Origin of the sequence: Streptomyces sp. LBL, from assembly GCF_029893585.1 — a bacterium.
In the GTDB taxonomy this organism is placed as follows: Bacteria; Actinomycetota; Actinomycetes; order Streptomycetales; family Streptomycetaceae; genus Streptomyces.
Genome location: NZ_JARXYX010000019.1, coordinates 112894 through 139753, shown reverse-complemented (window position 1 = coordinate 139753; position 26860 = coordinate 112894). Strand labels below are relative to the sequence as shown.

Here is a 26860-nt window from a genome sequence, read left to right as displayed (position 1 = left end):
CTCGCCCCCATGACTACTGCAGTCCCTGACTCCCGGGTACCGGAGGCGGTGCACCGGCGCCGTTGGGCGATCCTCGGTGTGCTGATGCTGAGCCTGCTGATCGTGGTGCTCGACAACTCGATCCTGAACGTCGCCATCAAGACGATCTCGACGCCCGCCCCCACCGGTCTGGGTGCCACCCAGAGCGAGCTGGAGTGGGCGATCAACTCCTACACCCTCGTCTTCGCGGGCCTGCTGTTCACCGCGGGCCTCCTCGGTGACCGGCTGGGCCGCAAGAAGGTCCTGCTCGGCGGTCTGGTCGCGTTCGGCGCCGGCTCCGCCCTCGCCGCCTTCTCCGGCTCGCCGACCGAGCTGATCGCCTTCCGTGCGGTGATGGGCTTCGGCGCGGCCTTCGTCATGCCCGCCACCCTCGCCGTCCTGATGAACGTCTTCGAAAGGGAGGAGCAGCCCAAGGCCATAGGCATCTGGGCCGGCGGCGTCGGCCTCGCCATCGCCATCGGCCCGATCACCGGCGGCGTCCTGCTCGACCACTTCTGGTGGGGTTCGGTCTTCCTCATCAACGTGCCGATCGTCATCCTCGCGCTCGGACTGATGCTCTGGCTGGTTCCCGACTCCCGCGACCCGCGGCCCGGCCGGATCGACGCCGTGGGTGTGGTCCTGTCCGTCATCGGTCTTGTGCTGCTCGTCTACGGCATCATCAAGGGCGGCCAGCTCGCCGACTTCACCGACCCGCAGGTCCTCGCGACCATCGGCGCCGGTCTCGCCGTACTCGTCGCCTTCGTGGTGTTCGAGAAGCGCAGCGACCACCCGTCCATCGACGTCACCTACTTCAAGAACAAGGTCTTCTCGGCCGCGATAGCCGCCCTCGCGCTGGTCTTCTTCGCGCTGATGGGAGTGACCTTCTTCTCGGTCTTCTACACCCAGAGCGTGCGCGGCTACTCCCCGCTGCAGACCGGCCTGCTGATGCTGCCGCTGGCCGTCGGCCAGATGATCTTCGCGCCACGCGCCCGGCTGGTCGTGGAGCGCTTCGGATACCGGGCCACCACCACGGCCGGCATGGCGGTCATCGCCGCGATGCTGGCCGCGTTCGCCACCCTGGAGGCGGACACGCCGATCTGGATCCTGGAGGTGATCTTCTTCCTCATGGGCACCAGCATGGCGCACATCATGACCCCGGTCAGCGTCGTCATCATGCAGGCCCTGCCCCGCGAGAAGGCCGGCTCCGCGTCCGCGCTCAGCAATACCTTCCGCCAGGTCGGCGGCGCCCTCGGTATCGCCATCCTCGGCTCGGTCCTGTCCACGGCGTACCGCAACGGCATCGAGGACAAGCTCGGCCTCCTGCCCCCGGACCTGCGGCACACCGCGGGCGAGTCCATCGAGGCGACCCTCGGTGTCGCCGCCCGGCTCGGCCCGAAGGGCAAGGCCCTCGTCGACCCGGCCAACGACGCGTTCCTGCACGCGATGCACCTCACCGCGCTGTGGGGAGCGGGCGTCGCGGTGGTCGGCGTGGTCGTGGTCGCCCTGTACCTGCCGGGGAAGAAGGCGGCGGCACCTCAGTCGGGCAAGGAGGAAGAGGAGTTGGTGACGGCGGGGGAGTAGGGGGCAGGGGTGTGGTCACCCCCGCGCGGGGCGGGGCCGGGGTGTGGTCTCCCCCGTGCGGGGCAGGGCCGCGCACGGGGGAGAATGCACTTCAGGAGGCGAAGGGACAGCAACTTGAATCCTCCCCCAGCTGAAGCTGGGGGATTCCTGGCTCACGCTGCCTGCGGGTCAGCGACCCAACAGGTCTTCCACGATCAACACCAGCCGGGTTGAAACCAGCCCGGTTTGATACGCCAAAGCTTGGAGGTGCCTGTGCTGTCTTGGCTCTCGATCAGCACGGTGTACGCGCTTGGTTCTTGCAACGCACGGTGTGCAGGTTACCCGATCAGGTGGACGGCGTTTCGCCCTGGAGGCGAAATTTCGCCTCCGGCCCTGCTCCGCAGGAGTCCGGTTCCTCCCCGGCCCGAAGGCCGGGGCATCCTCGGAGGAATCCGGTGAACCTTGCGGAAGGCCGGCCTCCCAGAGTCGGCTCCATGAAGGGACGGCCTCGCAGCGAGGCCGTGGAGCGGGCCATCGTCGAGGGGGTGGTGAAGCTCCTGGAGGACGGTGTGCCGCTCGCGGAGCTGTCCATCGAGCGCATCGCCCGTACCGCCGGCGTCGGCAAGGCCACCATCTACCGCCGCTGGAGCGGCAAGGAGGAGCTGTTCGCCGACATCGTGGGTGCCGCCGAGCTGCCGACACCCGACCTGCCCGGCACCTCGATGCGCGACGACCTCGTGGCCCTCCTGGAACAACTGCGTCGGCGCGGCCTGATGACCCGCTCCTCCGTGCTCCTGCACAACGTCTACGCCCAGATGAAGAGCAGTCCCAAGATCTGGGCCGCTTACCACAGGACCGTCATCGAGCCGCGCCGCCGGCTCCAGGTCGAGATCCTGCGCCGCGGGCAACGCAACGGCGAACTGCGCGCGGACGTCGACATCGACCTGCTGAACGACCTGTTCGTCGGTCCCATGCTGCTGCGCACCGTGATGCGTCCCGACGCCGACCTCCCGGAAGGCCTGGCGGAGTTGATCGTCGACACCCTTCTCGAAGGGCTGCGGCCCGTCAGCTCACCGTCCGTCAGTTCGTCCTCGCCGTAGCCCCCCTGTGCGTGTTTCGTCACAGAGGGCGCTTTCCCTGCCTGTGTCCGGAACTGGGCGTGCCCACTTGTGCGTCATGTGTCCGTACGGCCGTCCGGGCACGGGCGGGACGGAGCCGATCATCCCCTAGGGTCGTAGGGACACAGGGGGCGAACGGTGTGCACGGGCAGGCAGTGAGGCGACGGTATGGCGCAGCAGGCGTACATGACGGAGACGGACAACGGAGGCTCGGGGCCCGAGCGCCCGGGAACCCGGATCCGACGCCTGGTGAGCCGTCTGTTCGCCGGCCGGCTCGCTGACCGGGGGATCTGGCGCCGGGGCCTCGTCCTCGCCGCCCTCGCGTTCCTGGTCGCCCTGGTCATGGTGCTGCACGCGCAGATCCCGAACGCGGTCGGCAACCTCGGCAGCCTCATCGAGACCTTCCTGCCCTGGCTGGGCGTGTGTGTCCCGGTCCTGGTGCTGCTCGCGCTGGTGCGCAAATCGGCGACCGCGCTGATCGCGGTGCTGTTCCCGGCGATCGTCTGGCTGAACCTCTTCGGTGGACTGCTCGGCGACAAGGCGGGCGCCGGCGGCGACCTCACGGTGGTCACGCACAACGTCAACGCCGACAACCCGGACCCGTCGGGCACCGCCCGGGACGTGGCCGCGTCCGGCGCGGACGTGGTCGCCCTGGAGGAGCTCACCACGTCGGCTGTGCCGGTGTACGAGGAGGCGCTGACGTCGACGTACAAGTACCACTCGGTGCAGGGCACGGTCGGGCTGTGGAGCAAGTACCCCCTGACCGGCGTCAGGGCCGTCGACATCAAGCTGGGCTGGACCCGCGCGATGCGCGCCACCGTGACCACGCCGGCCGGGCAGGTCGCGGTGTACGTCGCCCATCTCCCGTCGGTGCGGGTGAAGATGGAGGCCGGGTTCACGGCCCGGCAGCGGGACAAGAGCGCGGACGCGCTGGGCGAGGCCATCGCCCACGAGAAGCTCACGCAGGTCGTGCTGCTCGGCGACCTGAACGGCACCATGAACGACCGCGCGCTCAACGGCGTGACCGCCCAGATGCGCTCCACGCAGGGCGCGGCGGGCAGCGGCTTCGGGTTCAGCTGGCCGGCCTCGTTCCCGATGGCGCGCATCGACCAGATCATGGTCAAGGGGATCGAGCCGGCGGGCTCCTGGACGCTCCCCCAGACCCCGAGTGACCATCTGCCGGTCGCCGCGCGTGTGAACGTCGACACGTCGTCCTGAGCCGACCTGCTGGAATAGTGGGCCGGGGAGTCTTTGTTCCGGAATTGAACATACGCTTGCACGGAACCCCGCACTCCCTTTGAAAGGCAATGGTTTTTTTCATGCCCCTGGCCCTGCTCGCCCTCGCCGTGGGCGCCTTCGGCATCGGTACGACCGAGTTCGTGATGATGGGCCTGCTGCCCGACGTCGCCGACGACCTGCACATCTCGATCCCCGCGGCCGGTCACCTGGTCTCGGCGTATGCGCTGGGCGTGGTCATCGGTGCCCCGCTGCTCGCCGCGGTCACCGCGCGCATGTCCCGCCGCACGGTCCTGATCGGCCTGATGGCCCTGTTCGTGCTCGGCAGCGTGCTCTCCGCGTTCGCTCCCGACTACCACTGGCTCCTCGCGGCCCGCTTCCTCAGCGGCCTCCCGCACGGCGCCTTCTTCGGCGTGGGCGCCGTCGTCGCCACGACCATGGTGGCTCCCGAACGCAAGGCCCGCTCCGTGTCCCTGATGTTCCTCGGCCTGACGGTCGCCAACATCGCGGGCGTTCCCGTCGCCACCCTCATGGGGCAGCACCTGGGCTGGCGGGCCACGTTCCTCGGGGTCGGCGCGATCGGCCTGGCGGCGATAGCCTCGCTGGCGCTGCTGATCCCGCACGACCACTCGCCCGCCCCCGCCACGGGGCTGCGCGGCGAGCTGGCGGCCCTGCGGTCGCTGCCGGTCTGGCTGGCACTGGGTACGACCGTCGCCGGCTTCGGGGCGCTGTTCTCCGCGTACAGCTACATCACGCCGATGCTCACGGACGCCGCCGGGTACGCCGACTCCAACGTGACGCTGCTGCTGGCGCTGTTCGGCGTCGGCGCCACGGCCGGCAACCTGCTCGGCGGACGCCTCGCCGACCACGCGCTGCGGGCCACGCTGTTCGGCGGCCTGATCTCGCTGGCCGCCGTGCTGGCGCTGTTCCCGCTCCTCATGAGCACCCAGTGGAGCGCGGCGCTTGCGGTCGTCCTTCTCGGCGCGGCGGCCTTCGTCACCGGCTCCCCGCTCCAGCTGATGGTCATGGAGAAGGCCTCGGCGGCCCCCTCCCTCGCCTCCTCCGCCAACCAGGCCGCCTTCAACCTGGCCAACGCCGGCGGCGCCTGGATCGGCGGTCTCGCCCTCGCCGCGGGCCTCGGGGCGACCTCCCCGGCGCTGGCCGGCGCGGCACTGGCGGTGCTCGGCCTGGGCGTGGCCGGAGCGGCGACCGCCGTGGACCGGCGCCGGACCCATTCGGCGGGCCGGGAACGGGTGGTCGCCTCGTACGTTCCCCAGGGCATGGGGTCTGAGGAACATCCGGGTCAGATCGTGCGCTAAGGGTTCGCTGGGCTGTTTGGCGCTTTGACCTGGGGTGATTGGGCGTCGGAGCCTTCGTGGGTCGTTGTTTTCGATCTTCGGAGAGTTGTTGTGGCGGTCGAGTTCCTGACGGATGGGCAGGCGGCCCGGTATGGGTCGTTCCACGAGGTGCCCTCGCGGGCGGAGCTGGAGCGGTACTTCTTCCTGGACGACGCGGATCGGGAGGCGGTGCAGGCCAAGAGGCGTGCGCACAACCCGCTCGGGTTCGCGGTCCAGCTGACGAGTGTGCGGTTCCTGGGCCGATTCATGGCGGACCCGCGGCAGGTGCCGGCGGAGGTGGCGGAGTACCTGGCCGGGCAGCTGGACATCGAGGACGCCTCGTGCCTGAAGTTGTACGGCGAGCGGGACGGTACGGCCCGTACGCACGCCGGGGAGATTCAGGAAGACGGGGGCTGGCGGGACCACGCCGAGGTCCGCGAGGAACTGGCGGGCTGGCTGGACGCGCGGGCGTGGACGACGGGGGACGGGCCGAAGGCGTTGTTCGACGCGGCGGCGGGGTGGCTGCGCGAGGGCCGGGTGCTGCTGCCGGGGGTGAGTCGTCTGGCCCGGCTGGTGGGGTCAGTGCGGGAGGCGGCGAACCAGCGGCTGTGGCGCGGACGCACTGAAGTACGGGCGGCTGTCCCACGTCGACCAGACGTATCTGCGGCTGGCGACCTACCGGGCCGCGAACGCCGCCCTCATCGGGCACCAGGCGTCCAGAGGACCAGATCGGGGCGCTCGGCCTGGTCCTCAATGCGCTCGTGCTGTTCAACACCCGCTACATGGACGCCGCGCTCACCCAGCTCCGCGCCGACGGCTTCGAGGTGCGCGACGAGGACGTCGCCCGGCTGTCCCCGTTCGTGCGTCACCACATCAACGTGCTGGGCCGGTACTCCTTCCAGCTTCCCGACCGACCTGCCTGGCGGAATGCGCCCCCTGCGCGCTCCGGACACCGCCGAGGATTGAGTCCCGCGCCGCTCTCGCCGGGCAGTCGGTGAACGTAACCGACCCGGCGGCAGGCTGTCGCCAGGGGCAGTGGCGTGCCGAAGCCTGTCGGGTCAGGTGCTGAGTGCGTGTCCGGTTGTTGAGTCGACGTGCTCGGGGATCTTGTCGTGGCGATCGCCCACGGTCGGTGTCCCGGTGGGCTCGAACATGAGGATTGCGGCGCCGGACGGAGCGTACGGCTTGTGCTCTGTGCCTCGGGGGACGGTGAAGACCGCCCCCTGTGGGAGCAGGACCGTGCGCTCCCCGTCGGGCTCGCGCAGGGAGATGCGCAGCTCGCCGTCGAGTACCAGGAAGAACTCGTCGGTGTCGTCGTGCACGTGCCAGATGTGTTCGCCCTCGACCTTGGCGATGCGGACGTCGTAGTCGTTGACGCGCGTGACGATGCGGGGGCTCCACAAGGCGTCGAAGGAGGCCAGGGCCTTGCTGAGGGGGATGGGTTCGCTGCTCATGGGCTCATCCTGAGCCGTTTCGCATGGCCGCCGTGAGTGCTAGGAATTGCACATGACGAAAGAATCCTCGCACGTAGCTCACGCGGCGGGCGTACACCGGGTCGTCGTGATCGTGGACGAGAACTCGAACCCCTTCGAGCTCGGCTGCGCGACCGAGATCTTCGGTCTGCGCAGACCGGAGATCGGCCGTGATCTCTACGACTTCAGGCTCTGTTCCCCTGAGCCCCGCACCATGATGCGAGACGGATTCTTCACGCTCACGGGAGTCGCCGGCCTGGAAGCGGCCGACGCGGCGGACACCTTGATCGTCCCCAACCGCCCGGACATCGAAGTGCCCCGCCGTCCGGCCGTGCTCGATGCCGTCCGCCGGGCACACGCCCGAGGTGCGCGCCTGGTCGGCTTCTGCAGCGGCGCCTTCACACTGGCCGAGGCCGGAGTCCTCGACGGGCGCAGGGCCACAGCGCACTGGCAGTGGGCGGATTCCTTCCGGGCCCGCTTCCCCTCTGTCCAGCTCGAAGCAGACGTGCTGTTCGTGGATGACGGTGACATCCTCACCGCGGCAGGCAGTGCAGCTGCGCTCGATCTTGGGCTGCATGTGGTCCGTCGCGACTACGGCGCGGAGGTCGCCAACTCTGTGAGCCGGCGGCTGGTCTTCGCGGCGCACCGGGACGGTGGGCAGCGGCAGTTCGTGGAGCGTCCCATGCCCGACCTGCCGGACGAGTCCTTGGCACCTGTCCTGGCCTGGGCCCAGGAACGGCTGGACTCACCGCTCACCGTGTCCGGCCTTGCGGCGCGTGCGGCGGTCAGTCCGGCGACGCTGCATCGCCGCTTCCAGGCACAACTGGGCACGACACCGCTGGCGTGGCTGACGGGGGAACGGCTTGCTCTGGCGTGCCGGTTGATCGAGCGAGGTGAGTCCCGGTTCGAGGTGGTCGCGCGACGCAGCGGGCTTGGCACCGCTGCCAATCTGCGCACGCTGATGCGCCGGGAGACCGGCATCACACCGTCGGCGTACAGGCGCCGGTTCGGGCCGGAGGCGAACTGACGGCGGGCATCCCTGCCGACGAACCACGTGTGCTTCATCGTCTGCTATCGCCAGGGGCGAGCAGGCTTGTCAGCTCCGAGATCGCCTCGTGGGAGGGCTTGAAGCAGCGGCGGACGTTCTCCGGCTTCTTGTGCCGGGACTTCGCCATCAGCATCAGCAGGGAGGCACCCTGCTCGCCGAGGTGGGTGAGGGCGGAGTGGCGGTACTCGTGCAGGTCCCAGCCGGTCCCCGGGCCGCGCACGGCGGTGTGCTCGTCCAGCAGAGCGCGGGCCTGGCCGTAGGAAAGGCGGGCCAGGCCGGTGTCCGGGCACACGTCGCGCGGGCTGACGACCTTCCCCGGGCCGGGGCGGCGGTGGGTGACGAACACCGGTCCGCGAGTACGGCCGCGCAGCAGGCGGGGCAGGAGCCGGGCGGTGCCTGCGTCCCAGTACACGGTCTCCAGCACGAAGTCCTCCCGGGCCTGCCCTCGGCGGCGTGCCTTGCTCCGGGCGCCCTTCGCCTTGACCTGGCAGCGGCGGGCGGAGAGGTCCAGGGCCTCGATGTTCACGCCGAGGATCTCCTCGGACCGCCCGGCGGTCTCGTAGAGCATCCGCCACAGCGTCTTCTCCCGCAGGTGCACCTCGCGCCGGGCGATGAGCCGGTCCACGGCCATCTTGGAGCGGGCCGGGGTCTCGGAGTCCGGCACCGCCGGCCGCTTCGTCCAGGCCGGGACCGCCGGGCCGTCGTAGCCGTACGACTCGCACCAGCCCAGCCAGGACAGCACCGCGGCCCGGCGGGCGTTCCAGGTGTTGACCGCCGCGGTGCCCCACAGGATTTCCAGGGCCTCGCGGATCTCGTCGTCCGCAACCGACCCCAGCGGGCGGCCCTCCCCGATCCGCTCGGCGGTCTTACCGACGCCGACCCCGTAGCTGCGGACGGTGTTCGGGTTGCGCAGCGAGTCGAGGAAGGCGTCGGCCGCCGCGCGGACAGTCAAGGCATTCCCGGCCGGCAGCTGCACGACGGTGGGCACCGCTTCCCCCTTGCCACGGATAACAGGGCCTCCTCACGTACGGCCCGGAGAACGTCACCGCAGGTGACGAACCAAGCTCCCCCAGATAATAGGGCGTTATCTGTAGGAGGACTTCAGACCGCTCCCGCCGCCAACACTCCGTCAGCCGCCCACCAGGGCCGACGCAGGCCTAGCGCACGATCTGGCATGGATGTTCCGCAAGCCCCGGCATGGCGGCGTCGCGGCGCTGACGCGCACGACCGGCAGGAAGACGCCAACGGGCCGGCGGTCGGACAGCACCGTACGGCCGACAGAAAGACGCCACGGGGCCGACGGTCACAGACCATCGGCCCCGTGGTCGATCAGCGGGAAGCCCGCTTGCAGGCAGCCCTTACGCCCTTACGCCCCTACAGAACCGGAAGGTTCTTCCGCAGCTCGAAGGCGGTGACCTCGCTGCGGTACTCCTCCCACTCCTGGCGCTTGTTGCGCAGGAAGAAGTCGAAGACGTGCTCGCCGAGGGTCTCGGCGACCAGGTCGCTGCGCTCCATGAGGGTCAGGGCCTCGCCCAAGTTCTGCGGGAGCGGTTCGATGCCCATCGCGCGGCGTTCGGCGTCGGAGAGGGCCCAGACGTCGTCCTCGGCGCCCGGCGGAAGCTCGTAGCCCTCCTCGATGCCCTTGAGGCCGGCGGCCAGCAGGAGGGCGTAGGCCAGGTAGGGGTTCGCGCCCGAGTCCAGGGAGCGGACCTCCACGCGCGCGGAGCCGGTCTTGCCGGGCTTGTACATCGGCACGCGGACCAGGGCGGAGCGGTTGTTGTGGCCCCAGCAGATGTACGAGGGGGCCTCGCCGCCGGCGCCCGCGGTGCGCTCGGAGCCGCCCCAGATGCGCTTGTAGGAGTTCACCCACTGGTTGGTCACCGCGGAGATCTCCGCCGCGTGCTTCAGCAGGCCAGCGATGAAGGAGCGGCCGACCTTGGAGAGCTGGTACTCCGAACCGGACTCGTAGAACGCGTTCCGGTCGCCCTCGAAGAGCGAGAGGTGTGTGTGCATGCCGGAGCCGGGGTGCTCGGAGAACGGCTTGGGCATGAAGGTCGCCTGGACGCCCTGTTCCAGTGCCACCTGCTTCATGACCAGGCGGAACGTCATGATGTTGTCCGCCGTCGAGAGCGCGTCGGCGTAGCGGAGGTCGATCTCCTGCTGGCCGGGGGCGCCCTCGTGGTGGGAGAACTCGACCGAGATGCCCATCGACTCCAGCATGGTGATCGCCTGGCGGCGGAAGTCCATGCCGATGTTCTGCGGGGTGTGGTCGAAGTAGCCGGAGTTGTCGGCCGGGGTCGGCCGGGAGCCGTCGGTCGGCTTGTTCTTCAGCAGGAAGAACTCGATCTCCGGGTGGGTGTAGAACGTGAAGCCCAGGTCGGAGGTGCGGGCCAGGGCCCGCTTGAGCACGTACCGCGGGTCCGCGAAGGACGGCGAGCCGTCCGGCATGAGGATGTCGCAGAACATCCGGGCGGTGCCCGGGGCCTCCGCGCGCCAGGGAAGGACCTGGAAGGTCGAAGGGTCCGGCTTGGCGATCATGTCGGACTCGTAGACCCGGGCGAAGCCCTCGATCGCGGAGCCGTCGAAACCGATGCCCTCATCGAAGGCCTGTTCCAGTTCGGCCGGGGCCACGGCGACGGACTTGAGGAAGCCCAGCACGTCCGTGAACCACAGGCGTACGAACCGGATGTCACGCTCCTCCAACGTCCGGAGCACGAACTCCTGCTGCTTGTCCATCTTGCGCTTCCCCATCCTTGCTGGTCAGGCCGCCTGTCTCCGGTCCCGCGGGAGGCGGTCGGGCACCCGAGCATCCCACCACAACAGCATTTCATGCGCGTTGCGCACCATGATCGTCCAGGCGACCTCGGCGTGAACGCCTCGCGTCCGGCAGATGTACTGCTCACTGCCCATCTTGCCTGCTCGAACCGGCATCCGTAACGGCTGCCCCCGCCCCGTTCGTGAGCGATGCCCGTGAGCGACACCACTCCCGTTTGATTTGCAGGTCAGATGCAAGTTCAAGGCGGTGCCGATCAGTCGAGCCATGAAAAGCCACGAGGAGCCACGATGCTGTCCGAGCAGTCCTCCGTCACCGTCCGCGCCACGATGCTGTCCGAGTAGTCCTCCGTCACCGTCCGCGCCACGATGCTGTCCGAGCAGTCCTCCGTCACCGTCCGCGCCACCCTGCCCGCTGTCGCCGCCGCCATGACTCGCGCGGAGCCGCTGGCTCACTGGTCGAGACGGTCCGCAGCTCGCGCGTGGTGCGGAAGCTGAACGAGCCTCCGGAGTCCTGTCACGGCGCACGTCAGGCTGCGAGAGGTACCTGCGCGCCCTCTTCCGGGATCTGGTAGTGAGTCCAGATCTGGTTCAACTCGTGCTGGTAGTAGAGCGGGTACAGAGCGGCCACGATGAAAAGGATGAGTCCGATCCAGGGATTGCAGTCCCGCTGCATCCCGGCCGACTGCTGCATGCGGGCAATACGCAGACCGGTGTTGTAGACCGATACGAAGGGGGGAATGATCACCAGCCAGCCGACGGTGACAGCCAGAAGGGCCAACACCGGATTGACCTCGATCCGCTGATCAAAGTCACGAGCTTCGCGATTCACTTTGTAATACCAGACCAGATGGTAGATGCCCAGCGTGATCAGCGGCCAGACCAACCAGACGAGAAAGATGTTGCGGGTCTTGCCAGCGCGACCTGACATGATGCACCTCCCGTAAACCCAGTGCATCACGATCGGCTACGCCGCGCGCGTTGCGCGATGTGGGCAACAGGGAGGCATCCCTGACGGCCACCGGGCGGGCCTCGGCCGGCCTCTCCGCACCAGAGGGCAATGTGTGCGGACCTCGCGGTGCAGCGAACGGCAACCACCCACCCTCTCCACATATCCACGCAAAGGAGACGAATAGGTGCGGTGGATGTGAGAACCCGGTCAGTGAACCTCTCTCACGAACGGAGCGCACCGTGATCATCAAGAAGATGCACGACATGGGCATCCGCAGCGAACACGCCTACACCGCAGCCGTGGCCTCCATCGGGCTCTCCATCTTCACCTGGCTCGGCAGCGTCAAAGTCGAACCCGGCTCCCACGCAGACCTCGCCCGCGCCGACAGGTGGGGCATCTTCGTCGGCGAATGGGCGCCCACTTTCTTCGGCCTCGGCGTCGCCCTCTCCCAGCACGAACAGCAAGACGGCACCCTTGCCGCCAGCGTCCACGAACTGCGGGAGCAGAAGGCCGGCTGACGACGCGGTTGACGCTCGCCCTCCGACAATGAGGGCGAGCGTCAACGCTCTGTTTACGAGCCACCGTCCACGAGCCGCTGTCCGTGAACGAGCAGTCCCGCACGACCTCCGGGTGCCGTGGCATGCAGCCGCAGCCGCAGCGACACGCGAAGGCCCCACCCGACACCCGTCGGGACAAGCAGGGCGAAGTGATCACCTCGTCAGGCGGCGATCACTACTGACGAATCGAGGACAATGCACACCTATGTGGCAAATTATCCTTTGGTTACGCGGCTGATCACACGGTTCCAGCCTTTCCGGCGCCCTCTCTGCGAACGTGCTGTCCCTCCCCCTTACGATCAGCGGACCCGACCGGCACCCTTTCCCCTGAAGGACACATCTCATGGGCTCCGCCAAGAACAGCAACAACGCGGCACGCAAGGCGCGGATAGAGGAGATGCGGCGTGCCGAGCAGGCCCGGGAGCGGCGAAACCGGATCCTGACCATCGCCGCGAGCGTGGTGGTCGTCGCCGGTCTCGTCGTGGGGGCGGTCGTCCTCGTGCAGTCGCAGTCCGACGACGACGGCGGCACGGCGGCCGACGGGAAGACCTCGGGCAGCTTCGAAACGGGCTCGGACGGTGTGAAGACCTGGAAGGGGAAACTGGGCCGCACCCACGTCGCCAAGACCGTGAAGTACCCGGTGGAGCCCCCCGTGGGCGGCGACCACAACCAGGTCTGGATGAACTGCAACGGCGACGTCTACACCAAGGGACTCGACGACATGAACGCCGTGCACTCCCTGGAGCACGGCGCGGTGTGGGTGACGTACACCGACAAGGCCAAGAAGGCCGACGTGGACGCGCTGGCGGCGAAGGTGAAGCAGACGCCGTACACGCTGATGAGCCCGGACGAGAAGCAGAAGGACCCGATCATGCTGACCGCGTGGGGGCACCAGCGCACGGTGACGAGCGCGAGCGACCCGGCCGTCGGCAAGTTCTTCGAGAAGTTCGTGCAGGGGAAGCAGACGCCGGAGCCGGGCGCCGCGTGCACGGGCGGGCTGGCGCAGTGAGGTTCGCCGGAGTCGCCGTGGCCGTGGCGGGGGTGCTGGTCGCGGCGGGTGCCGTCAGTTATGCCGTCGCCGAGGACGGGGGCTCGAACCCGACCCCCGCCGTCGACTCTGCGGACGCCGGGTTCGCGCGGGACATGGCGGTGCACCACCAGCAGGCCGTCGAGATGTCGTACATCGTGCGCGACCGCACCGACGACGAGGAGGTGCGGCGCCTCGCGTACGACATCGCGCAGACGCAGGCCAACCAGCGCGGCATGATGCTGGGCTGGCTCGATCTGTGGGAGCTGCCGAAGGTGTCCGCGGACCCGCCGATGGCCTGGATGGGGATGGGGGACATGCCCACCGGTAAGGACGGGGCGCTGATGCCAGGGATGGCGACCAACAGCGACCTGAAGAAGCTGGGCACATTGAGCGGCAAGCAGGCCGAGGTCCTTTACCTCCAGTTGATGACGGACCATCACAAGGGCGGCATCCACATGGCCGAGGGCTGCGTGGACAAGTGCACGGTCGGCGTGGAGAAGCGGCTCGCGCAGGGCATGGTGAACGGTCAGCAGTCGGAGATCGACCTGATGGCGGGCATGTTGAAGGACCGGGGCGCGAAACCGCGGGCGTAGTTGTGTGAGGGGGCGATGTTCGTGGCGGGGGAGTCGGCGAGGTTCGTAGCAGATGAGCCGATGACGTTCGTAGCAGGTGAGCCGGCGACGTTCGTAGCAGGTGAGCCGGCGGCTTCCTAGAGGGATAACCCTCGGCGTTCGTACCGGTTTCGTGCTGGGTTAACCCTCAAATGGTCGTGTCATTAGGTTAATTGGGCTCTTCTTGGGATCGGCATTCCCCTGGCATGAACTGTTCATCGCGAGAGTGGCCACCGAGAGTGGCCACCGTCGGGTGATCCACTCGCGACGAACGAACCGCACAGGGGGTTCCATGAGATCCAACCGCGCCAAGGGGCGCGCCGCGGTGAGCATGGCGGCGACACTGCCCATGCTCGCCGGTGCGCTGGTGCTCGGCATACCCGCGGCGCACGCCGCGGACAACGCCGGCCGGGACACGCTCGCGGGCACCAAGCCCGCCTGGGCGACCGCCAAGGCCGACAAGGGCGCCACCGCGGACGCTTCCCAGGTCACCGCCCGGGTCTACCTCGCCGGCCGGAACGCCTCCGGTCTGGCCGCGTACGCGAAGGCCGTGTCGGATCCGAACTCGGCCGCGTACGGCACGTACCTGAGCGCGGGGCAGGCGCAGGCGCGCTTCGGCGCGGGCAAGGCGCAGGTCGCCGCGGTGAAGTCCTGGCTGAGGTCCGCGGGCCTGAAGGTCACGCGTGTCACACAGCACTACGTCTCCGTCTCCGGTGACGTGGCCGCCGCCGAGAAGGCGTTCGGCACCCAGCTGCACAACTACGCCAAGGGCTCCAAGACCTACCGCGCGCCCGCGAAGGCGGCCTCCGCGCCGGAGAGTCTGAACGGTGCCGTCCTGACCGTCACCGGCTTGGACAACGCGCCGCACGTGGCCCGGCACGCCGATCAACTGCCGCCGCCGGACGCCGTGTTCAAGAACGCCGGGCCGTTCTCCTCGTACTACGGCTCCACCGTCGCGAGCACGCTGCCGGACGCGTACGGCGGGAAGATCCCGTACGCCGTCCAGGGCTACACCGGCAAGCAGTTGCGGTCCGCCTACGGCGCGGGCAGCTACACGGGCAAGGGAGTGCGGGTCGCCATCACCGACGCGTACGCCTCGCCGACCATCGGCTACGACGCGGCCACCTACGCGAAGAAGCACGGTGACGGGGCATACGCCGGCAGCCAACTGCACCAGGTGCTGCCGAAGAAGTACACGAGGACCGAGGAGTGCGGGGCGGCCGGCTGGTACGGCGAGGAGACCCTCGACGTCGAGGCCGTGCACGCCCTCGCGCCCGCCGCGGACATCACGTACGTGGGCGCCGCCTCCTGCTACGACGACGACCTGCTCGACTCGCTCAGCCAGGTCGTCGACCACCACCTGGCCGACATCGTGTCCAACTCCTGGGGCGACATCGAGGCCAACCAGACGCCGGACCTCGCGGCCGCCTACGACCAGGTCTTCCAGTTCGGCGCGGTCGAGGGCATCGGCTTCTACTTCTCCTCCGGCGACAACGGCGACGAGGTCGCGAACACCGGGACCAAGCAGGTCGACACCCCGGCCAACTCGGCGTGGGTGACGGCGGTCGGCGGCACCTCGCTGGCGGTCGGCAAGGGCGACACGTACCTGTGGGAGACCGGCTGGGGCACCGAGAAGGCCGCGCTGTCGGCCGACGGCACGAGCTGGGCCGGCTTCCCGGGCGCGTTCACCTCGGGTGCGGGCGGCGGCACCAGCAAGACCGTCGCCGCGCCCTTCTACCAGAAGGGCGTCGTCCCGAACGCGCTCGCCACGGCCAACAGCGCCGCCGGTAACCGTGTCGTCCCGGACATCGCGGCGATCGCCGACCCGAACACCGGCTTCAAGGTCGGCCAGACGCAGACCTTCCCGGACGGATCGCAGCAGTACAGCGAGTACCGCATCGGTGGCACCTCGCTGGCCTCGCCGGTGATCGCGGCTGTGCAGGCCCTGGCCCAGCAGGCGCGCGGTGGCAAGCCGATCGGCTTCGCCAACCCGGCGATCTACGCGAACGCGAAGTACGGCTCGAAGGTGTACCACGACGTCACGGACCACCCGACGGGCTCCGGCCTGGCGGTGGCCCGCGTCGACTACGCCAACGGCTACGACGCGTCGGAGGGCCTGCTGACCTCCGCCCGCACCCTCGGCGCGGACAGCTCGCTCACGGCGGTGAAGGGCTACGACGACGTCACCGGCGTGGGTACGCCCGCGGGCGGTTACGTGGAGTCGTACCGCCGACGCTGACAACAGCGACAGCGACAGCGGCAGGGCAGTGCGCGCCCGCTTCCCGACGGGGTTCGTCGGGAAGCGGGCGCTCGCGTGTGCGCCCGCGGTGCGGAGGCGGGGCGGGGCGGGCCTGTGATACCGGCGATACGGAGGCGGCGAGGGGGCCACCAGCCCATCGTGTCGCTCTGACGATTACACTGGAAGCGTGTCTCGACTTCGACTCGTGCTGACGAGCTGACGAGACGAGATCCACCCCGTTCGTCCTCCGTGCCCGTCCACTTCTCCCGTTCTCCCGAGGAAGCACCGTTGAACTTCTGGTCGGTCTACCAGCACGGCTTCGCACGCATCGCCGCGTGCACGGGCCACACCGTCATCGCGGACCCGCCCGCCAACGCCGCCGCGGTGCTGCGCCAGGCGCGCGAGTGCGCGCAGGACGGGGTCGCGGTCGCCGTCTTCCCCGAGCTGGGCCTGTGCGGCTACTCGATCGAGGACCTGCTGCTGCAGGACGCGCTGCTGGACGAGGTCGAGCAGGCGGTCCGCTCGGTGGTCGAGGGGTCGGCCGAACTGCTGCCGGTCCTGATCGTCGGCGCCCCGCTGCGCCACCGCAACCGGATCTACAACTGCGCGGTGATCGTGCACCGCGGCCGTGTCCTCGGCGTCGTGCCCAAGTCGTACCCCCCGAACTACCGGGAGTTCTACGAGCGCAGGCAGCTCGCCCCCGGTGACGACGAGCGCGGCGGGACGATCCGGGTCGGCGGTCAGGACGTGCCGTTCGGTGTGGACCTGCTCTTCGAGGCGGCGGACGTCCCCGGGCTGGTGCTGCACGCGGAGGTCTGCGAGGACATGTGGGTCCCGGTGCCGCCGAGCGCCGAGGCCGCCCTGGCCGGCGCGACCGTCCTCGTCAACCTCTCGGGCAGCCCGATCACGGTCGGCCGGGCCGAGGACCGCAAGCTGCTGTGCCGGTCGGCGTCCTCCCGCTGCCTCGCCGCGTACGTCTACGCGGCGGCCGGTCTCGGCGAGTCCACCACCGACCTGTCCTGGGACGGACAGACCCTGATCTACGAGAACGGGGTCCTGCTGGCGGAGTCCGACCGCTTCCCGACGGGCGACCAGTACGCGGTGGCCGACGTCGACCTCGACCTGCTGCGGCAGGAGCGGATGCGGATGGGCACGTTCGACGACAACCGCCGTACGCACGCAGCGCGGACCGGGGACTTCCGGACGGTGTCCTTCGAACTCGACCCGCCGGCCACGGACCTGGGCCTGCGCCGCCGCCTCGAACGGTTCCCGTTCGTGCCCGCCGACCCCGACCGGCTCGCCCTGGACTGCTACGAGGCGTACAACATCCAGGTCGCCGGACTGCAGCAGCGGCTGGCCGCGATCGGCGGCCCGAAGGTGGTCATCGGCGTGTCCGGCGGCCTCGACTCCACGCACGCGCTGATCGTCGCCGCCCAGGCGATGGACCGCGCCGGCCGCCCGCGCACCGACATCCTGGCCTTCACCCTGCCCGGCTTCGCGACCAGCGACCACACCAAGGACAACGCCCACAAGCTGATGAACTCCCTCGGCGTCACCGCGGCCGAGCTGGACATCACGCCCACCGCACGGCTGATGCTGAAGGAGATGGACCACCCGTTCGCCTCCGGCGAGTCGGTGTACGACGTCACCTTCGAGAACGTGCAGGCCGGACTGCGCACCGACTACCTGTTCCGGCTCGCCAACCAGCGCGGCGGCATCGTGCTCGGGACCGGTGACCTGTCGGAGCTGGCGCTCGGCTGGTCCACGTACGGCGTGGGCGACCAGATGAGCCACTACAACGTCAACGGCGGGGTGCCGAAAACCCTGATCCAGCACCTCATCCGCTGGGTCGGAGGCAGCGGCCAGTTCGACGAGGACACCGGGGAGACGCTCGCCGCGATCCTCGACACCGAGATCAGCCCGGAACTCGTACCGGGCGAGGAGATGCAGTCCACCGAGTCCAAGATCGGCCCGTACGCGCTGCACGACTTCACCCTCTTCCACGTGCTGCGCTACGGCTTCCGGCCGTCGAAGATCGCCTTCCTGGCCTGGCACGCCTGGCACGACGCGGAGGCCGGCGCCTGGCCGCCGGGCTTCCCGGAGGCCAAGCGGGTGGCGTACGACCTGCCCGAGATCCGGCAGTGGCTGGAGGTGTTCTGCCGTCGCTTCTTCGCGTTCGCCCAGTTCAAGCGCTCGGCCATGCCGAACGGGCCGAAGGTGTCAGCCGGCGGTTCCCTCTCCCCGCGCGGAGACTGGCGCGCACCGTCGGACAGCAACGCGCGGGCCTGGCTGCGGGACCTGGCCCGGTTCGACGCGCCGGAAGCGTGAGGGTGACGGCCCACCTGGGTCCCGGGTTCACCTCTTGAGCGAGGCGACGAAGGGGGCCCAGGCGGTGGCGGTGAGGATGACGGCGGGGCCTTGGGGGGCCTTGGAGTCGCGGACGGGGACGAGGCCGGGGATGTTGTGGGCGACTTCGACGCAGTCGCCGCCGCTGCCGTTGCTGTAGCTGGATTTGCGCCAGAGGGCGGCGCCGGGGAACTCGCTGGCGACTTCGACGCAGTTGCCGCCGCTTTCGTTGCTGTGGCTGCTCTTGAACCAGAGAGCGTCACTCAAGTCGATCCGGTTGCTTGCCATTTCGATAATCCTCTGCCGCTGACTTGATCATGGCGAGGGACGTGTCTGGTGACAGTGCTACGGCCCTGAGCAGATCGTACGACCTGCGGTACTCCTCCACGAGGGCTGGATCATCGATGGTGTCACCGCTGTGCAGGGACTCCGTGTAGAACAGCGGCGGTGCGTCCGTAAAGGTCATGATCTTCGCGCTGCCCAGCATGAAGGGATGCGGGCTGCACTTCCGCAGAACGATCTGCGTAACGATGCGGCGGCGTTCGATCAACTCCACGATCCGCTCTAGCTGCTCGGCCATCTCGGGCGGCGGCAGAATGGCGTCGGTGAGCAGCAACTCGTGCAGAATCACCCAGTACGACGGTGTGTGGTGGTCCATTTCGAAGAGCACGGCCCGGGCCATCCGCGCGCTTACCTTCTCCTCCACCTCATCGTCGAGCGACAAAGGGTGCGTCGCCCGCACCACAGCTCGTGCGTACGCGGGTGTCTGAAGCAGTCCGGGACACACCGTGGGGCTCCACTCCTCCATGGTCTTGGCGTGCTTCTCCGCCTCCAGGACCTTCTCGAAGTACGCGGCGTGCCCAGCCCTCCGCGACTTCCGCACGTCCTCGCAACGCCGCTCGAAGAACCCGTCAGTGCCCAGCACCCGATCCGCATGGCGGGCCAGATCGATCGGCATGCGTCGCTCCCCGCGCTCGATGTCGCTGAGGTACGTCGTGCCGTAGAAGCTGCCCTTGAGGAACGCTTCCAATGACAGTCCCGCCGCCTCCCGCTTCCACCGCAGCTCCGTGCCGTAGAAGTCGGGGACGCTGATCGAACCGTCGATGTCCTTGCGTCGGACCACGTGCTCACCGCCGTAACTCATTGTCCGGATTCCGCGGTTCACGTCGCGGACGCGAACCGCCTTCCACGCTAGCGAGCATGGCGACATTCTGTGAGCGATTTGTCACACACCGCACGGAAGGTTGCCACCCCCATGCCCGACCAGCTCCCCACCGCCTATGACGTCACCCTCTGCGTCGAGAACCTCCGCACCGCCCTCGCCCTGCACGACATCAAGCTGCCGTCCCTACGCGCGGACCTGCCGAGCTTCGCGGGCACATACGCGCCACCGGCCGGCCTGGTGGCGCTCGGAAACTGCAACACGGCCACGGCACGCGCACTGGCCGCCGCGCTCCACAAGACGGCGGCCGAGCGATGACCTTCGAACTCAGCCTGCTCGCGACCTCGAAGGCCGTGCCCGAACTGCGCCACCACCTACGCGCACTCGATTTCGAAGTCCGGCTGTGTGCGACGGAGTTACTGACCAACGTGATCGACCACCTCGGCGAGGGCACCCCGGTGACCGTCCGCGTCACCGGGACCGACCTCGGTCACACCCGCATCGAGGTCACCGATCCGGACCCGCGCGCCCTGCCCACCCTCCTGTCCGCCTCCGAAACGGCCGAGTCCGGCCGCGGCCTGACGCTGGTCGACGTACTTGCCCGGCGTTGGGGCGTGGAGCAGGGAGCGGACCGCAAGACGGTCTGGTGCGAGCTGGCCCAACCGGAGCAGCAGCTGGTCACGCAGAACGAGGCAGCTGTTCGCGCACCCATGCGGGATCGGGATTGACGTGAGGTCGGCCGGCCACGACGACGGTCGGCACGGTCTCGTTGCCCTCGTTGACCGCCCTCACCGCCGCAGCTCCAACAGGGCTCCCGCCAGATGTCGACCCAGTGCAACTTGCGGGCGCGCCGGCCCAACCGCAGTAGGTACCCCCCGGTCGCCAGAAGACGACGGGCCGGTGCGCGATGGGGGTCGTCAGGAAATAGCCTGGAGAAGAGCGGCACCGGGCGGAGCGGACCCTCTCGATGCATCCCCTTGACCCCGGGGGGGCCGCAAAACAGGGAGGAAGAGTCATGCCCTGGAATCTGAACGGCACGTACCTGGAGAGCTGTAACTGTGACGTGGTGTGCCCCTGCACCACCTCGGGCCTCACCGCACCGGCCGACCACGAGCGCTGCCAGGTGACCTTCGCGTTCCACGTGGACAGCGGGAACGTGGACGACGTCGACGTCGCCGACCGCAGCGTGGCCGTCTTCATCGACGGGCCGCGGGTGATGGCCGAGGGCGGCTGGCAGGTGGCGCTGTACGTCGACGCTTCAGCCGACGACGGCCAGGCGGAGGCGCTGGGCAAGGTCTTCTCGGGCCAGGTGGGCGGGCCGATGGCGGGGCTCGCTCCGCTCATCGGCGAGGTCCTCGGCGTGGAGCGCGTCCCCATCGACTACCGCGACGACGGTCGCCACCACGCCGCGCGGGTGGGCGATGCCATCGACATCGAGATCGAGGACCAGATCGCCCCGCAGTTCGGCGAGGACGGTCCGGTGATGGGCCTGACGGGCATGTTCCACCCGGTGAACAGCACACTGACGATCGCCCGGTCCACCCGGGCGACGGGCGACGGCGTGTACGGCCGGTCCTGGGACTTCACGGGCGGCAACGGACACTCGGCGCCCTTCACATGGTCCGGATGACCGGTGGGCCGGTCACCGTCCGCATCCGGGTGGCCCCCGCCGGGCTGCTGCTGGTCGTGGCGGCCGCCTCCTGGGTCTGGATGGTGACGCGCTGGGGCGGCATGTCGGCGATGCCCGGCACCATGGGCCTTGGCCTGGCCGCTTTCCTGGCCGTGTGGACGCTGATGATGACTGCGATGATGCTGCCCGCCACAGCACCCGTCGCCGCCTTGTACGCACGCACCATCACCGTGCACCGGGCATCGCGCATGGTCGTTTTCACGGTCGCCTACCTGCTCGTCTGGGCCGCGGCCGGGCTGCCGGCGTATGCGCTGGCTGTCGGCCTTGGCCGGGCGGCACGCCTTCCCCCCGCGGCGGGGACAGCAGTGGCCGCGGCCGTGTTCGCGGTCAGCGGCGTCTACCAGCTCACGCCTCTCAAGGACCGTTGTCTGGCGAGGTGCCGTTCGCCGATCGGCCTGATGCTGCGCTACGCCTCGTACCCGGGGGCCTCGCGCGATCTGCGTGCCGGAGCCCACCACGGGGCCTTCTGCCTGGGCTGCTGCTGGTCGTTGATGGTGCTGCTGGCGGCGTTCGGTGTGATGAACCTGTGGGCCATGGTGGTCCTGGCCGCCGTGATCACCGCCGAGAAACTCGCTCCGGTCGGTCGCCTGGTGGCCCGTGCCGTGGGGATCGCCTCGATCGTCCTGGCCGTCGCCGTCTTCTGGGTCCCGGCGCTGGCTCCGGGTCTCACCGGCGGTGGTACGGCCGGGATGTGAGGGCGGGCCGCGCCCGCCGAGAAATCACCAGCCGGGCGGGTACGTGAGGGGTTTCGTCCTTGTCCTCGGTGATGTCGCACAACCGTTCACGTAGCGCCGTGACGTAGGCCGTGATGCGCAGCCGTCACCCGCGTCGCGTCACACGAACCGCCACCGTGTCTGGCTGAACGGCTCCCCCTTGCCGAAGCCGAACACCGTGTGCGGCGCCACCGCGAAGACGACGGCGTGTCCCGGCCCTTGCTGGAAATACCCCTCCTGCACCTCGTAGTGCCAGAAATCGCCGTACTTGGTCTTCCACGCGGTGGCCAGCTCCCGCAGCCGGCCGTCGTCCGAGACGCGCACCGCCTCGCCCTCGATCACCAGGTCGTAGCCCTTGTCCCAGATGTTCGTGCCCGTGGTCAGCACGACGTTCGGGTTGCGGGCGAGGTTCTTCGCCTTGCGCTCGTCCGGGCCGGTGCAGAAGTGCAGCGCCCCGTGCGCCCACACCGCGGGCAGCGGTGTCACGTGCGGCCGCCCGTCCGGCCGTACCGTCGAGATCCAGAACAGCTCGGCCGCGGCCAGCAGCGCCGCGGCGTCCGGCCAGGAGATCGCGGTGGCCGACTCGTCGCTGTAGCGTGGGTCGAGCCGGGTCTCGGGTTCCTTGTCGTTCATCAGCGGCCTTCCAGACGTGCGCCTCAGCGGCTCTGCGGACAGCTCTCACTCCCTGGCCTTCCCCGCTCTCCCGCGCTCACCCGTACAGTCCGCCCGGGCCGTCACAACTCGTCGGCGTCCGCCCCGGCGCTTCCCACGGCGGCTCCGGTTAGGCTCGGGCCCGTACGACCTTGATCGGAAGGGAGCCGGATGATGGCGCCGGGGCGCAGGAGCAGTACCTTCACGCGGCTGCTGCGGCACGGTTTCACCGATCCCTCCGCCGCCGAGCGCCTGCTCGAGAGCGCCGAACTCGCGCACATAAGAGATGACCCGGTCCTCCTCGACGCCCTGGGCGGCACCGCCGATCCCGATCTCGCGCTGCACGGTCTCGTACGGATGCTGGAGGCCCAGTGCGGCCCCACCGCCCGGCGGGAACTGCTCGACACGGTGATAGCGGCCAAGCCGCTGCGCGACCGGCTCCTCGGCGTGCTCGGCGCCTCCGCCGCGCTCGGAGACCACCTCGCCCGCCACCCGAGCGACTGGCATGCCCTCGTCATGTACGAGCCGCGCGACCTGCACCCCGGGGTGGAGGAGTTCGAGCACGGTCTCGCGGAGGCCCACGACCCGGTCTCCCTGCGCGTCGCCTACCGGCGCTGTCTGCTGTCCATCGCCGCCCGGGACGTGTGCGGTACCACCGACCTCGCCCAGACCGCCGCCGAGCTCGCCGACCTCGCCACCGCGACCCTGCGCGCCGCCCTCGCCCTCGCCCGCGCCGCCGCGCCCGACGACGCGGCGCTGTGCCGGCTCGCGGTGATCGCGATGGGCAAGTGCGGCGGCCACGAGCTGAACTACGTCTCCGACGTCGACGTCATCTTCGTCGGCGAGGCCGCCGAGGGCGCCGACGAGGGCAAGGCCGTCCGGGCCGCGACCCGGCTCGCCTCGCACCTGATGCGGATCTGCTCGGAGACGACCGTCGAGGGCTCGATCTGGCCCGTCGACGCCAACCTCCGCCCCGAGGGCAGGAACGGTCCGCTGGTGCGCACGCTCTCCAGCCACCTCGCCTACTACCAGCGCTGGGCCAAGACCTGGGAGTTCCAGGCCCTGCTCAAGGCCCGCCCGGTGGCCGGCGACGCCGAACTCGGCGAGCAGTACATCGCCGCCCTCGAACCCCTCGTCTGGCAGGTGGCCGAGCGGGAGAACTTCGTCACCGACGTGCAGAAGATGCGCCGACGGGTGGTCGAGAACATTCCGGTCGCGGAGGTCGAACGCGAGCTGAAGCTCGGGCCGGGCGGCCTCAGGGACGTCGAGTTCGCCGTCCAGCTCCTGCAGTTGGTGCACGGCCGGGCCGACGCCTCCCTCCGCAGCGGTACCACCCTGGACGCCCTCCAGGCGCTCGCGGCGGGCGGTTACGTCGGCCGCGCCGACGCCGTCCAGCTCGACGACGCCTACCGCTTCCTGCGCTCCATGGAACACCGCATCCAGCTCTACCGGCTGCGCCGCACCCACCTCGTCCCCGAGGGCGAGGCCGACCTGCGGCGCCTGGGCCGCTCCCTGGGCCTGCGCGCCGACCCGGTCGCCGAGCTGACCCGCGAGTGGAAACGGCACACCGGCGTCGTACGACGGCTGCACGAGAAGCTCTTCTACCGCCCGCTGCTCGACGCGGTCGCCCAACTCTCCCCGACCCTCGAATTCACTCGGGCGGGGGGACCCCCATCCGGAGAAACCCGGCTGAGCCCCGAGGCGGCCCGCGAGCGCCTGATCGCCCTCGGGTACGCCGACCCGGCGGCCGCCCTGCGGCACCTGGAGGCGCTGGCGTCGGGTGTCACGCGGAAGGCCGCCATCCAGCGCACCCTGCTGCCGGTGATGCTCGGCTGGTTCGCCGACTCCGCCGACCCGGACGCCGGACTGCTCAACTTCCGCAAGGTGTCGGACGCGTTGGGCAAGACGCCCTGGTATCTGCGCCTGCTGCGGGACGAGGGCGCGGCGGCGGAGAACCTGGCCCGCGTGCTGTCCGCCGGCCGCCTCGCGCCCGACCTGCTGATGCGCGCGCCCGAAGCGGTCGCGCTGCTCGGCGACGGCGACGGGGGAGGACTCGAACCGCGCGGGCGGGCCCATCTGGAGCAGGAGATCCTCGCCGCCGTCGGCCGTGCGGGCGGCGCCGCGCAGGCGGTCACCGCCGCCCGCGGGGTGCGCCGTCGCGAACTGTTCCGTACGGCCGCCGCGGACATCGTCCGCTCCTACGGCACCGAGGCCCAGCAGGCCGAGGACGACCAGGGCGCGCTCGTCGACCGGGTCGGCGCGGCGGTGTCCGACCTGACCGCGGCCACCCTCGCGGGCACCCTGCGCGCGGTGGTCCGGGAGACCTGGGGGGACACCCTGCCCACCCGGTTCGCGATCATCGGGATGGGCCGCTTCGGCGGCCACGAACAGGGCTACGGCTCCGACGCCGACGTGCTGTTCGTGCACGAGCCCTGCGAGGGCGTCGAGGAACGGGAGGCATCCCAAGCGGCCGCCAAGGTCGTCTCCGAGATGCGCCGGTTGCTTCAACTCCCCAGCGCGGACCCGCCGTTGCTCGTCGACGCGGACCTACGGCCGGAGGGCAAGTCCGGTCCGCTCGTCCGCACCCTCACGTCGTACGAGGCGTACTACCGCCGCTGGTCCCTGACCTGGGAGGCGCAGGCGCTGCTGCGGGCCGAACCGGTCGCCGGGGACGAGGAGCTCGGCCGCCGGTTCGTCGAGCTGATCGATCCGCTGCGGTACCCGCGGGCGGGGCTCGGCGACGACGCCGTACGGGAGATCCGGCGGCTGAAGGCGCGGATGGAGTCGGAGCGGATGCCGCGCGGCGCCGACCCCAAGCTGCACACCAAGCTCGGGCCCGGCGGCCTGTCCGACGTGGAGTGGACCGTGCAGCTGCTGCAGATGCGGCACGGGGCCCAGGTGCCCGGGCTGCGCACCACCCGCACCCGGGCCGCGCTCGCCGCCGCCCGCGCGGCCGGCCTCCTCCCGGACGAGGACGCGGCGGTCCTCGACGAGGCCTGGGTGCTGGCGACCCGGGTGCGCAACGCGGTGATGCTGGTGCGGGGACGGGCCGGCGACACGTTCCCGTCGGAGGTCCGGGAACTGGGAGCGGTGGGCCGTTACCTGGGGTACGGCCCGGGACACGTCGGCGACATGCTGGACGACTACCGGCGTACGGCACGCCGGTCCCGCGGGGCCGTGGACGAGCTGTTCTACGGAGGGTGACGGCGCGCCGCGGGGTGGTGGAACGGAGGGTTTCGGCGCCCCCGGGGTGGTAGGGCCCTCGTAGGCGTCGAACCTACTTCTTCGTGGACAGCAAGGTGCCGTCCGCCGCCTTCGGCTTCGAGTTCCCCTTCGAGTTCCCCTTCGAGTTCCCCTTCGCCCTGGGCCTCGTCTTCGCCTTGGGTCTCGTCTTCGCGGTCGCCTTCGCCGGGACCAGGCGCGGCAGCGCGTACGGCAGCGCCCCGTACCAGACCCACGCCACCGTGAAGCCGAACGCGAGGCAGAGAAGGCCGCCCACCGCGTCGAGCCAGAAGTGGTTGGCGGTGGCAACGATGACCACCAGGGTGAGCGCCGGGTAGAGCAGGCCCAGCACCCGCGCCCACGGCGCCGACGCCAGTATGAAGATCGTCAGACCGCACCACATCGACCAGCCGATGTGCATCGACGGCATCGCGGCGTACTGGTTCGACATGTTCTTCAGGTCGCCGGAGGCCATCGAGCCCCACGTCTGGTGGACCATGACGGTGTCGACGAAGTGGCTGTTGTTCATCAGACGCGGCGGGGCCAGCGGAAACAGGTAGTAACCGACCAGGGCGACGCCCGTGGTCGCGAAGAGGACGAGGCGCGTCGCGCCGTAGCGGCCGGGATGCCTGCGGTAGAGCCAGACCAGAACACCCAGCGTCACCACGAAGTGCAGCGTCGCGTAGTAGTAGTTCATGCCGACGATCAGCCAAGCCACCGAGTTCACCGTGTGGTTGACCGACTCCTCGACGGCGAGGGAGAGATGGTGCTCGACCATCCAGATCCAGTCGGCGTTGCGCAGCGCCTCGCTCCGCTGCTCGGGGACCGCGTTGCGGACCAGTGAGTACGTCCAGTAACTCACCGCGATCAGCAGGATCTCGAACCAGAGGCGGGGCCGGCGCGGAGCACGCCGGCGACGCGGCGAACCCTGCTCCTGTCCGGCCGCGACGGGGGACGGAACGGCCGGTTCCCGGCCATCCTGTGTCGTCACGGTCGTCACGGTCGTCTCAGTCATAGGCGCAGAGTCTGTCAGAAAAGCCCTGTCTCACCGATCATCCACCGGTCGGGTCCGGGCCGCACGTCGTACACCTGACAGGCCCATGGAACCCACGTACGACCGGCTCAG

24 protein-coding genes and 3 pseudogenes are annotated in these 26860 nt (G+C 69.7%); 17 read left to right on the top strand and 10 right to left on the bottom strand.

From position 1 onward, the window contains the following. Window positions 1–9: 9 nt before the first annotated feature. From M2271_RS23385 to M2271_RS23360, 6 genes and pseudogenes are all read left to right on the top strand, one after another. On the top strand, window positions 10–1599 hold the full coding sequence (locus tag M2271_RS23385; protein WP_280889252.1) for an MFS transporter: 1590 nt from the start codon (window positions 10–12) through the stop codon (window positions 1597–1599). A 473-nt stretch (window positions 1600–2072) separates the two neighbouring features. Next, on the top strand, window positions 2073–2678 hold the full coding sequence (locus tag M2271_RS23380) for a TetR/AcrR family transcriptional regulator (RefSeq protein WP_280889251.1): 606 nt from the start codon (window positions 2073–2075) through the stop codon (window positions 2676–2678). Window positions 2679–2864: 186 nt separating this feature from the next. Beyond that, a complete protein-coding gene (locus M2271_RS23375) occupies window positions 2865–3914 on the top strand; it encodes an endonuclease/exonuclease/phosphatase family protein (protein ID WP_280889250.1) in 1050 nt (349 codons plus the stop codon). A 101-nt stretch (window positions 3915–4015) separates the two neighbouring features. Further along, complete coding sequence (locus M2271_RS23370; protein ID WP_280889249.1) at window positions 4016–5251, top strand: MFS transporter; 1236 nt, start codon at window positions 4016–4018, stop codon at window positions 5249–5251. Window positions 5252–5341: 90 nt separating this feature from the next. Continuing rightward, window positions 5342–6041: pseudogene (locus tag M2271_RS42565) on the top strand (DUF4158 domain-containing protein); the annotation flags it as partial. Then, window positions 5989–6235 (top strand): annotated as a pseudogene (locus M2271_RS23360) (Tn3 family transposase); the annotation flags it as partial. The pseudogenes M2271_RS42565 and M2271_RS23360, both read left to right, overlap by 53 nt. Window positions 6236–6327: 92 nt before the next feature. Here the strand turns inward: M2271_RS23360 and M2271_RS23355 are convergent. After that, window positions 6328–6723, bottom strand: a complete 396-nt coding sequence (locus M2271_RS23355; protein ID WP_280889248.1) for a cupin domain-containing protein — start codon at window positions 6721–6723, stop codon at window positions 6328–6330. A 52-nt stretch (window positions 6724–6775) separates the two neighbouring features. Here M2271_RS23355 and M2271_RS23350 point away from each other — a divergent pair, with 52 nt between their 5' ends. Continuing rightward, complete coding sequence (locus tag M2271_RS23350; RefSeq protein WP_280889247.1) at window positions 6776–7768, top strand: helix-turn-helix domain-containing protein; 993 nt, start codon at window positions 6776–6778, stop codon at window positions 7766–7768. A gap of 34 nt (window positions 7769–7802) precedes the next feature. Here M2271_RS23350 and M2271_RS23345 read toward each other — a convergent pair whose 3' ends face one another. From M2271_RS23345 to M2271_RS23330, 4 genes are all read right to left on the bottom strand, one after another. Beyond that, the gene (locus tag M2271_RS23345; RefSeq protein WP_280889246.1) at window positions 7803–8777 is read right to left on the bottom strand and encodes a site-specific integrase; all 975 of its coding nucleotides are present in this window, start codon (window positions 8775–8777) and stop codon (window positions 7803–7805) included. A gap of 386 nt (window positions 8778–9163) precedes the next feature. Next, complete coding sequence (locus tag M2271_RS23340) at window positions 9164–10525, bottom strand: glutamine synthetase family protein (protein WP_280889245.1); 1362 nt, start codon at window positions 10523–10525, stop codon at window positions 9164–9166. A gap of 293 nt (window positions 10526–10818) precedes the next feature. Then, window positions 10819–10956, bottom strand: a complete 138-nt coding sequence (locus tag M2271_RS23335) for a hypothetical protein (protein WP_280889244.1) — start codon at window positions 10954–10956, stop codon at window positions 10819–10821. A 134-nt stretch (window positions 10957–11090) separates the two neighbouring features. After that, a complete protein-coding gene (locus tag M2271_RS23330; protein WP_280889243.1) occupies window positions 11091–11492 on the bottom strand; it encodes a DUF4234 domain-containing protein in 402 nt (133 codons plus the stop codon). Between the two features lie 263 nt (window positions 11493–11755). Between M2271_RS23330 and M2271_RS23325 the strand changes: the two genes are divergently transcribed. The 5 genes from M2271_RS23325 (at window position 11756) to M2271_RS23305 (ending at window position 18278) form a co-directional block, all read left to right on the top strand. Further along, entirely contained in the window at window positions 11756–12031 is a 276-nt protein-coding gene (locus M2271_RS23325; RefSeq protein WP_348539187.1) for a hypothetical protein, read from the top strand. Between the two features lie 382 nt (window positions 12032–12413). Continuing rightward, a complete protein-coding gene (locus M2271_RS23320; protein ID WP_280889241.1) occupies window positions 12414–13079 on the top strand; it encodes a DUF3105 domain-containing protein in 666 nt (221 codons plus the stop codon). Then, window positions 13076–13693, top strand: coding sequence for a DUF305 domain-containing protein (locus M2271_RS23315; protein ID WP_280889240.1), 618 nt, complete (start codon window positions 13076–13078; stop codon window positions 13691–13693). Before M2271_RS23320 ends, M2271_RS23315 begins: the two co-directional genes overlap by 4 nt. 310 nt (window positions 13694–14003) lie before the next feature. Next, complete coding sequence (locus M2271_RS23310; protein WP_280889239.1) at window positions 14004–15950, top strand: S53 family peptidase; 1947 nt, start codon at window positions 14004–14006, stop codon at window positions 15948–15950. Window positions 15951–16238: 288 nt separating this feature from the next. Beyond that, window positions 16239–18278, top strand: coding sequence for an NAD(+) synthase (locus M2271_RS23305; protein ID WP_280889238.1), 2040 nt, complete (start codon window positions 16239–16241; stop codon window positions 18276–18278). Window positions 18279–18305: 27 nt separating this feature from the next. Here the strand turns inward: M2271_RS23305 and M2271_RS23300 are convergent, their stop codons facing one another. Next, window positions 18306–18584, bottom strand: coding sequence for a DUF397 domain-containing protein (locus M2271_RS23300; protein WP_280889237.1), 279 nt, complete (start codon window positions 18582–18584; stop codon window positions 18306–18308). Then, a complete protein-coding gene (locus M2271_RS23295) occupies window positions 18556–19440 on the bottom strand; it encodes a helix-turn-helix transcriptional regulator (RefSeq protein WP_280889236.1) in 885 nt (294 codons plus the stop codon). Before M2271_RS23295 ends, M2271_RS23300 begins: the two co-directional genes overlap by 29 nt. Window positions 19441–19551: 111 nt before the next feature. Here M2271_RS23295 and M2271_RS23290 point away from each other — a divergent pair, with 111 nt between their 5' ends. Both M2271_RS23290 and M2271_RS23285 read left to right on the top strand, forming a co-directional pair. Continuing rightward, window positions 19552–19776: a hypothetical protein gene (locus M2271_RS23290; RefSeq protein ID WP_280889235.1), complete on the top strand. Its 225-nt coding sequence runs from the start codon at window positions 19552–19554 to the stop codon at window positions 19774–19776. Beyond that, window positions 19773–20186, top strand: a complete 414-nt coding sequence (locus M2271_RS23285) for an ATP-binding protein (RefSeq protein WP_280889234.1) — start codon at window positions 19773–19775, stop codon at window positions 20184–20186. Before M2271_RS23290 ends, M2271_RS23285 begins: the two co-directional genes overlap by 4 nt. On the opposite strand, the pseudogene M2271_RS23280 reads toward M2271_RS23285, so the two are convergent. After that, window positions 20137–20358 (bottom strand): annotated as a pseudogene (locus tag M2271_RS23280) (hypothetical protein); the annotation flags it as partial. The gene M2271_RS23285 and the pseudogene M2271_RS23280 sit on opposite strands and share 50 nt — an antisense overlap. Window positions 20359–20473: 115 nt before the next feature. On the opposite strand from M2271_RS23280, the gene M2271_RS23275 reads away from it, so the two are divergent. Together M2271_RS23275 and M2271_RS23270 are read left to right on the top strand one after the other, a co-directional pair. Then, complete coding sequence (locus M2271_RS23275) at window positions 20474–21088, top strand: DUF1326 domain-containing protein (RefSeq protein WP_280889233.1); 615 nt, start codon at window positions 20474–20476, stop codon at window positions 21086–21088. Then, the gene (locus M2271_RS23270; RefSeq protein WP_280889232.1) at window positions 21085–21843 is read left to right on the top strand and encodes a DUF2182 domain-containing protein; all 759 of its coding nucleotides are present in this window, start codon (window positions 21085–21087) and stop codon (window positions 21841–21843) included. Before M2271_RS23275 ends, M2271_RS23270 begins: the two co-directional genes overlap by 4 nt. Before the next feature lie 138 nt (window positions 21844–21981). Here the strand turns inward: M2271_RS23270 and M2271_RS23265 are convergent, their stop codons facing one another. Further along, entirely contained in the window at window positions 21982–22494 is a 513-nt protein-coding gene (locus M2271_RS23265; protein WP_280889231.1) for a pyridoxamine 5'-phosphate oxidase family protein, read from the bottom strand. Window positions 22495–22683: 189 nt separating this feature from the next. Between M2271_RS23265 and M2271_RS23260 the strand changes: the two genes are divergently transcribed. Further along, window positions 22684–25716: a bifunctional [glutamine synthetase] adenylyltransferase/[glutamine synthetase]-adenylyl-L-tyrosine phosphorylase gene (locus M2271_RS23260; RefSeq protein ID WP_280889230.1), complete on the top strand. Its 3033-nt coding sequence runs from the start codon at window positions 22684–22686 to the stop codon at window positions 25714–25716. Between the two features lie 73 nt (window positions 25717–25789). Here M2271_RS23260 and M2271_RS23255 read toward each other — a convergent pair whose 3' ends face one another. Further along, window positions 25790–26749: a phosphatase PAP2 family protein gene (locus M2271_RS23255; protein WP_280889229.1), complete on the bottom strand. Its 960-nt coding sequence runs from the start codon at window positions 26747–26749 to the stop codon at window positions 25790–25792. Between the last annotated feature and the right edge of the window lie 111 nt (window positions 26750–26860).

What these genes read in the sequence shown, in the direction of transcription:
- M2271_RS23385 (WP_280889252.1), top strand. Translation starts at nt 10, where the DNA reads ATGACTACTGCAGTCCCTGACTCCCGGGTACCGGAGGCGGTGCACCGG.
- M2271_RS23380 (WP_280889251.1), top strand. Translation starts at nt 2,073, where the DNA reads ATGAAGGGACGGCCTCGCAGCGAGGCCGTGGAGCGGGCCATCGTCGAG.
- M2271_RS23375 (WP_280889250.1), top strand. Translation starts at nt 2,865, where the DNA reads ATGGCGCAGCAGGCGTACATGACGGAGACGGACAACGGAGGCTCGGGG.
- M2271_RS23370 (WP_280889249.1), top strand. Translation starts at nt 4,016, where the DNA reads ATGCCCCTGGCCCTGCTCGCCCTCGCCGTGGGCGCCTTCGGCATCGGT.
- M2271_RS23355 (WP_280889248.1), bottom strand. Translation starts at nt 6,723, where the DNA reads ATGAGCAGCGAACCCATCCCCCTCAGCAAGGCCCTGGCCTCCTTCGAC.
- M2271_RS23350 (WP_280889247.1), top strand. Translation starts at nt 6,776, where the DNA reads ATGACGAAAGAATCCTCGCACGTAGCTCACGCGGCGGGCGTACACCGG.
- M2271_RS23340 (WP_280889245.1), bottom strand. Translation starts at nt 10,525, where the DNA reads ATGGACAAGCAGCAGGAGTTCGTGCTCCGGACGTTGGAGGAGCGTGAC.
- M2271_RS23330 (WP_280889243.1), bottom strand. Translation starts at nt 11,492, where the DNA reads ATGTCAGGTCGCGCTGGCAAGACCCGCAACATCTTTCTCGTCTGGTTG.
- M2271_RS23320 (WP_280889241.1), top strand. Translation starts at nt 12,414, where the DNA reads ATGGGCTCCGCCAAGAACAGCAACAACGCGGCACGCAAGGCGCGGATA.
- M2271_RS23310 (WP_280889239.1), top strand. Translation starts at nt 14,004, where the DNA reads ATGAGATCCAACCGCGCCAAGGGGCGCGCCGCGGTGAGCATGGCGGCG.
- M2271_RS23300 (WP_280889237.1), bottom strand. Translation starts at nt 18,584, where the DNA reads ATGGCAAGCAACCGGATCGACTTGAGTGACGCTCTCTGGTTCAAGAGC.
- M2271_RS23295 (WP_280889236.1), bottom strand. Translation starts at nt 19,440, where the DNA reads ATGAGTTACGGCGGTGAGCACGTGGTCCGACGCAAGGACATCGACGGT.
- M2271_RS23290 (WP_280889235.1), top strand. Translation starts at nt 19,552, where the DNA reads ATGCCCGACCAGCTCCCCACCGCCTATGACGTCACCCTCTGCGTCGAG.
- M2271_RS23285 (WP_280889234.1), top strand. Translation starts at nt 19,773, where the DNA reads ATGACCTTCGAACTCAGCCTGCTCGCGACCTCGAAGGCCGTGCCCGAA.
- M2271_RS23275 (WP_280889233.1), top strand. Translation starts at nt 20,474, where the DNA reads ATGCCCTGGAATCTGAACGGCACGTACCTGGAGAGCTGTAACTGTGAC.
- M2271_RS23270 (WP_280889232.1), top strand. Translation starts at nt 21,085, where the DNA reads ATGACCGGTGGGCCGGTCACCGTCCGCATCCGGGTGGCCCCCGCCGGG.
- M2271_RS23265 (WP_280889231.1), bottom strand. Translation starts at nt 22,494, where the DNA reads ATGAACGACAAGGAACCCGAGACCCGGCTCGACCCACGCTACAGCGAC.
- M2271_RS23260 (WP_280889230.1), top strand. Translation starts at nt 22,684, where the DNA reads ATGATGGCGCCGGGGCGCAGGAGCAGTACCTTCACGCGGCTGCTGCGG.
- M2271_RS23255 (WP_280889229.1), bottom strand. Translation starts at nt 26,749, where the DNA reads ATGACTGAGACGACCGTGACGACCGTGACGACACAGGATGGCCGGGAA.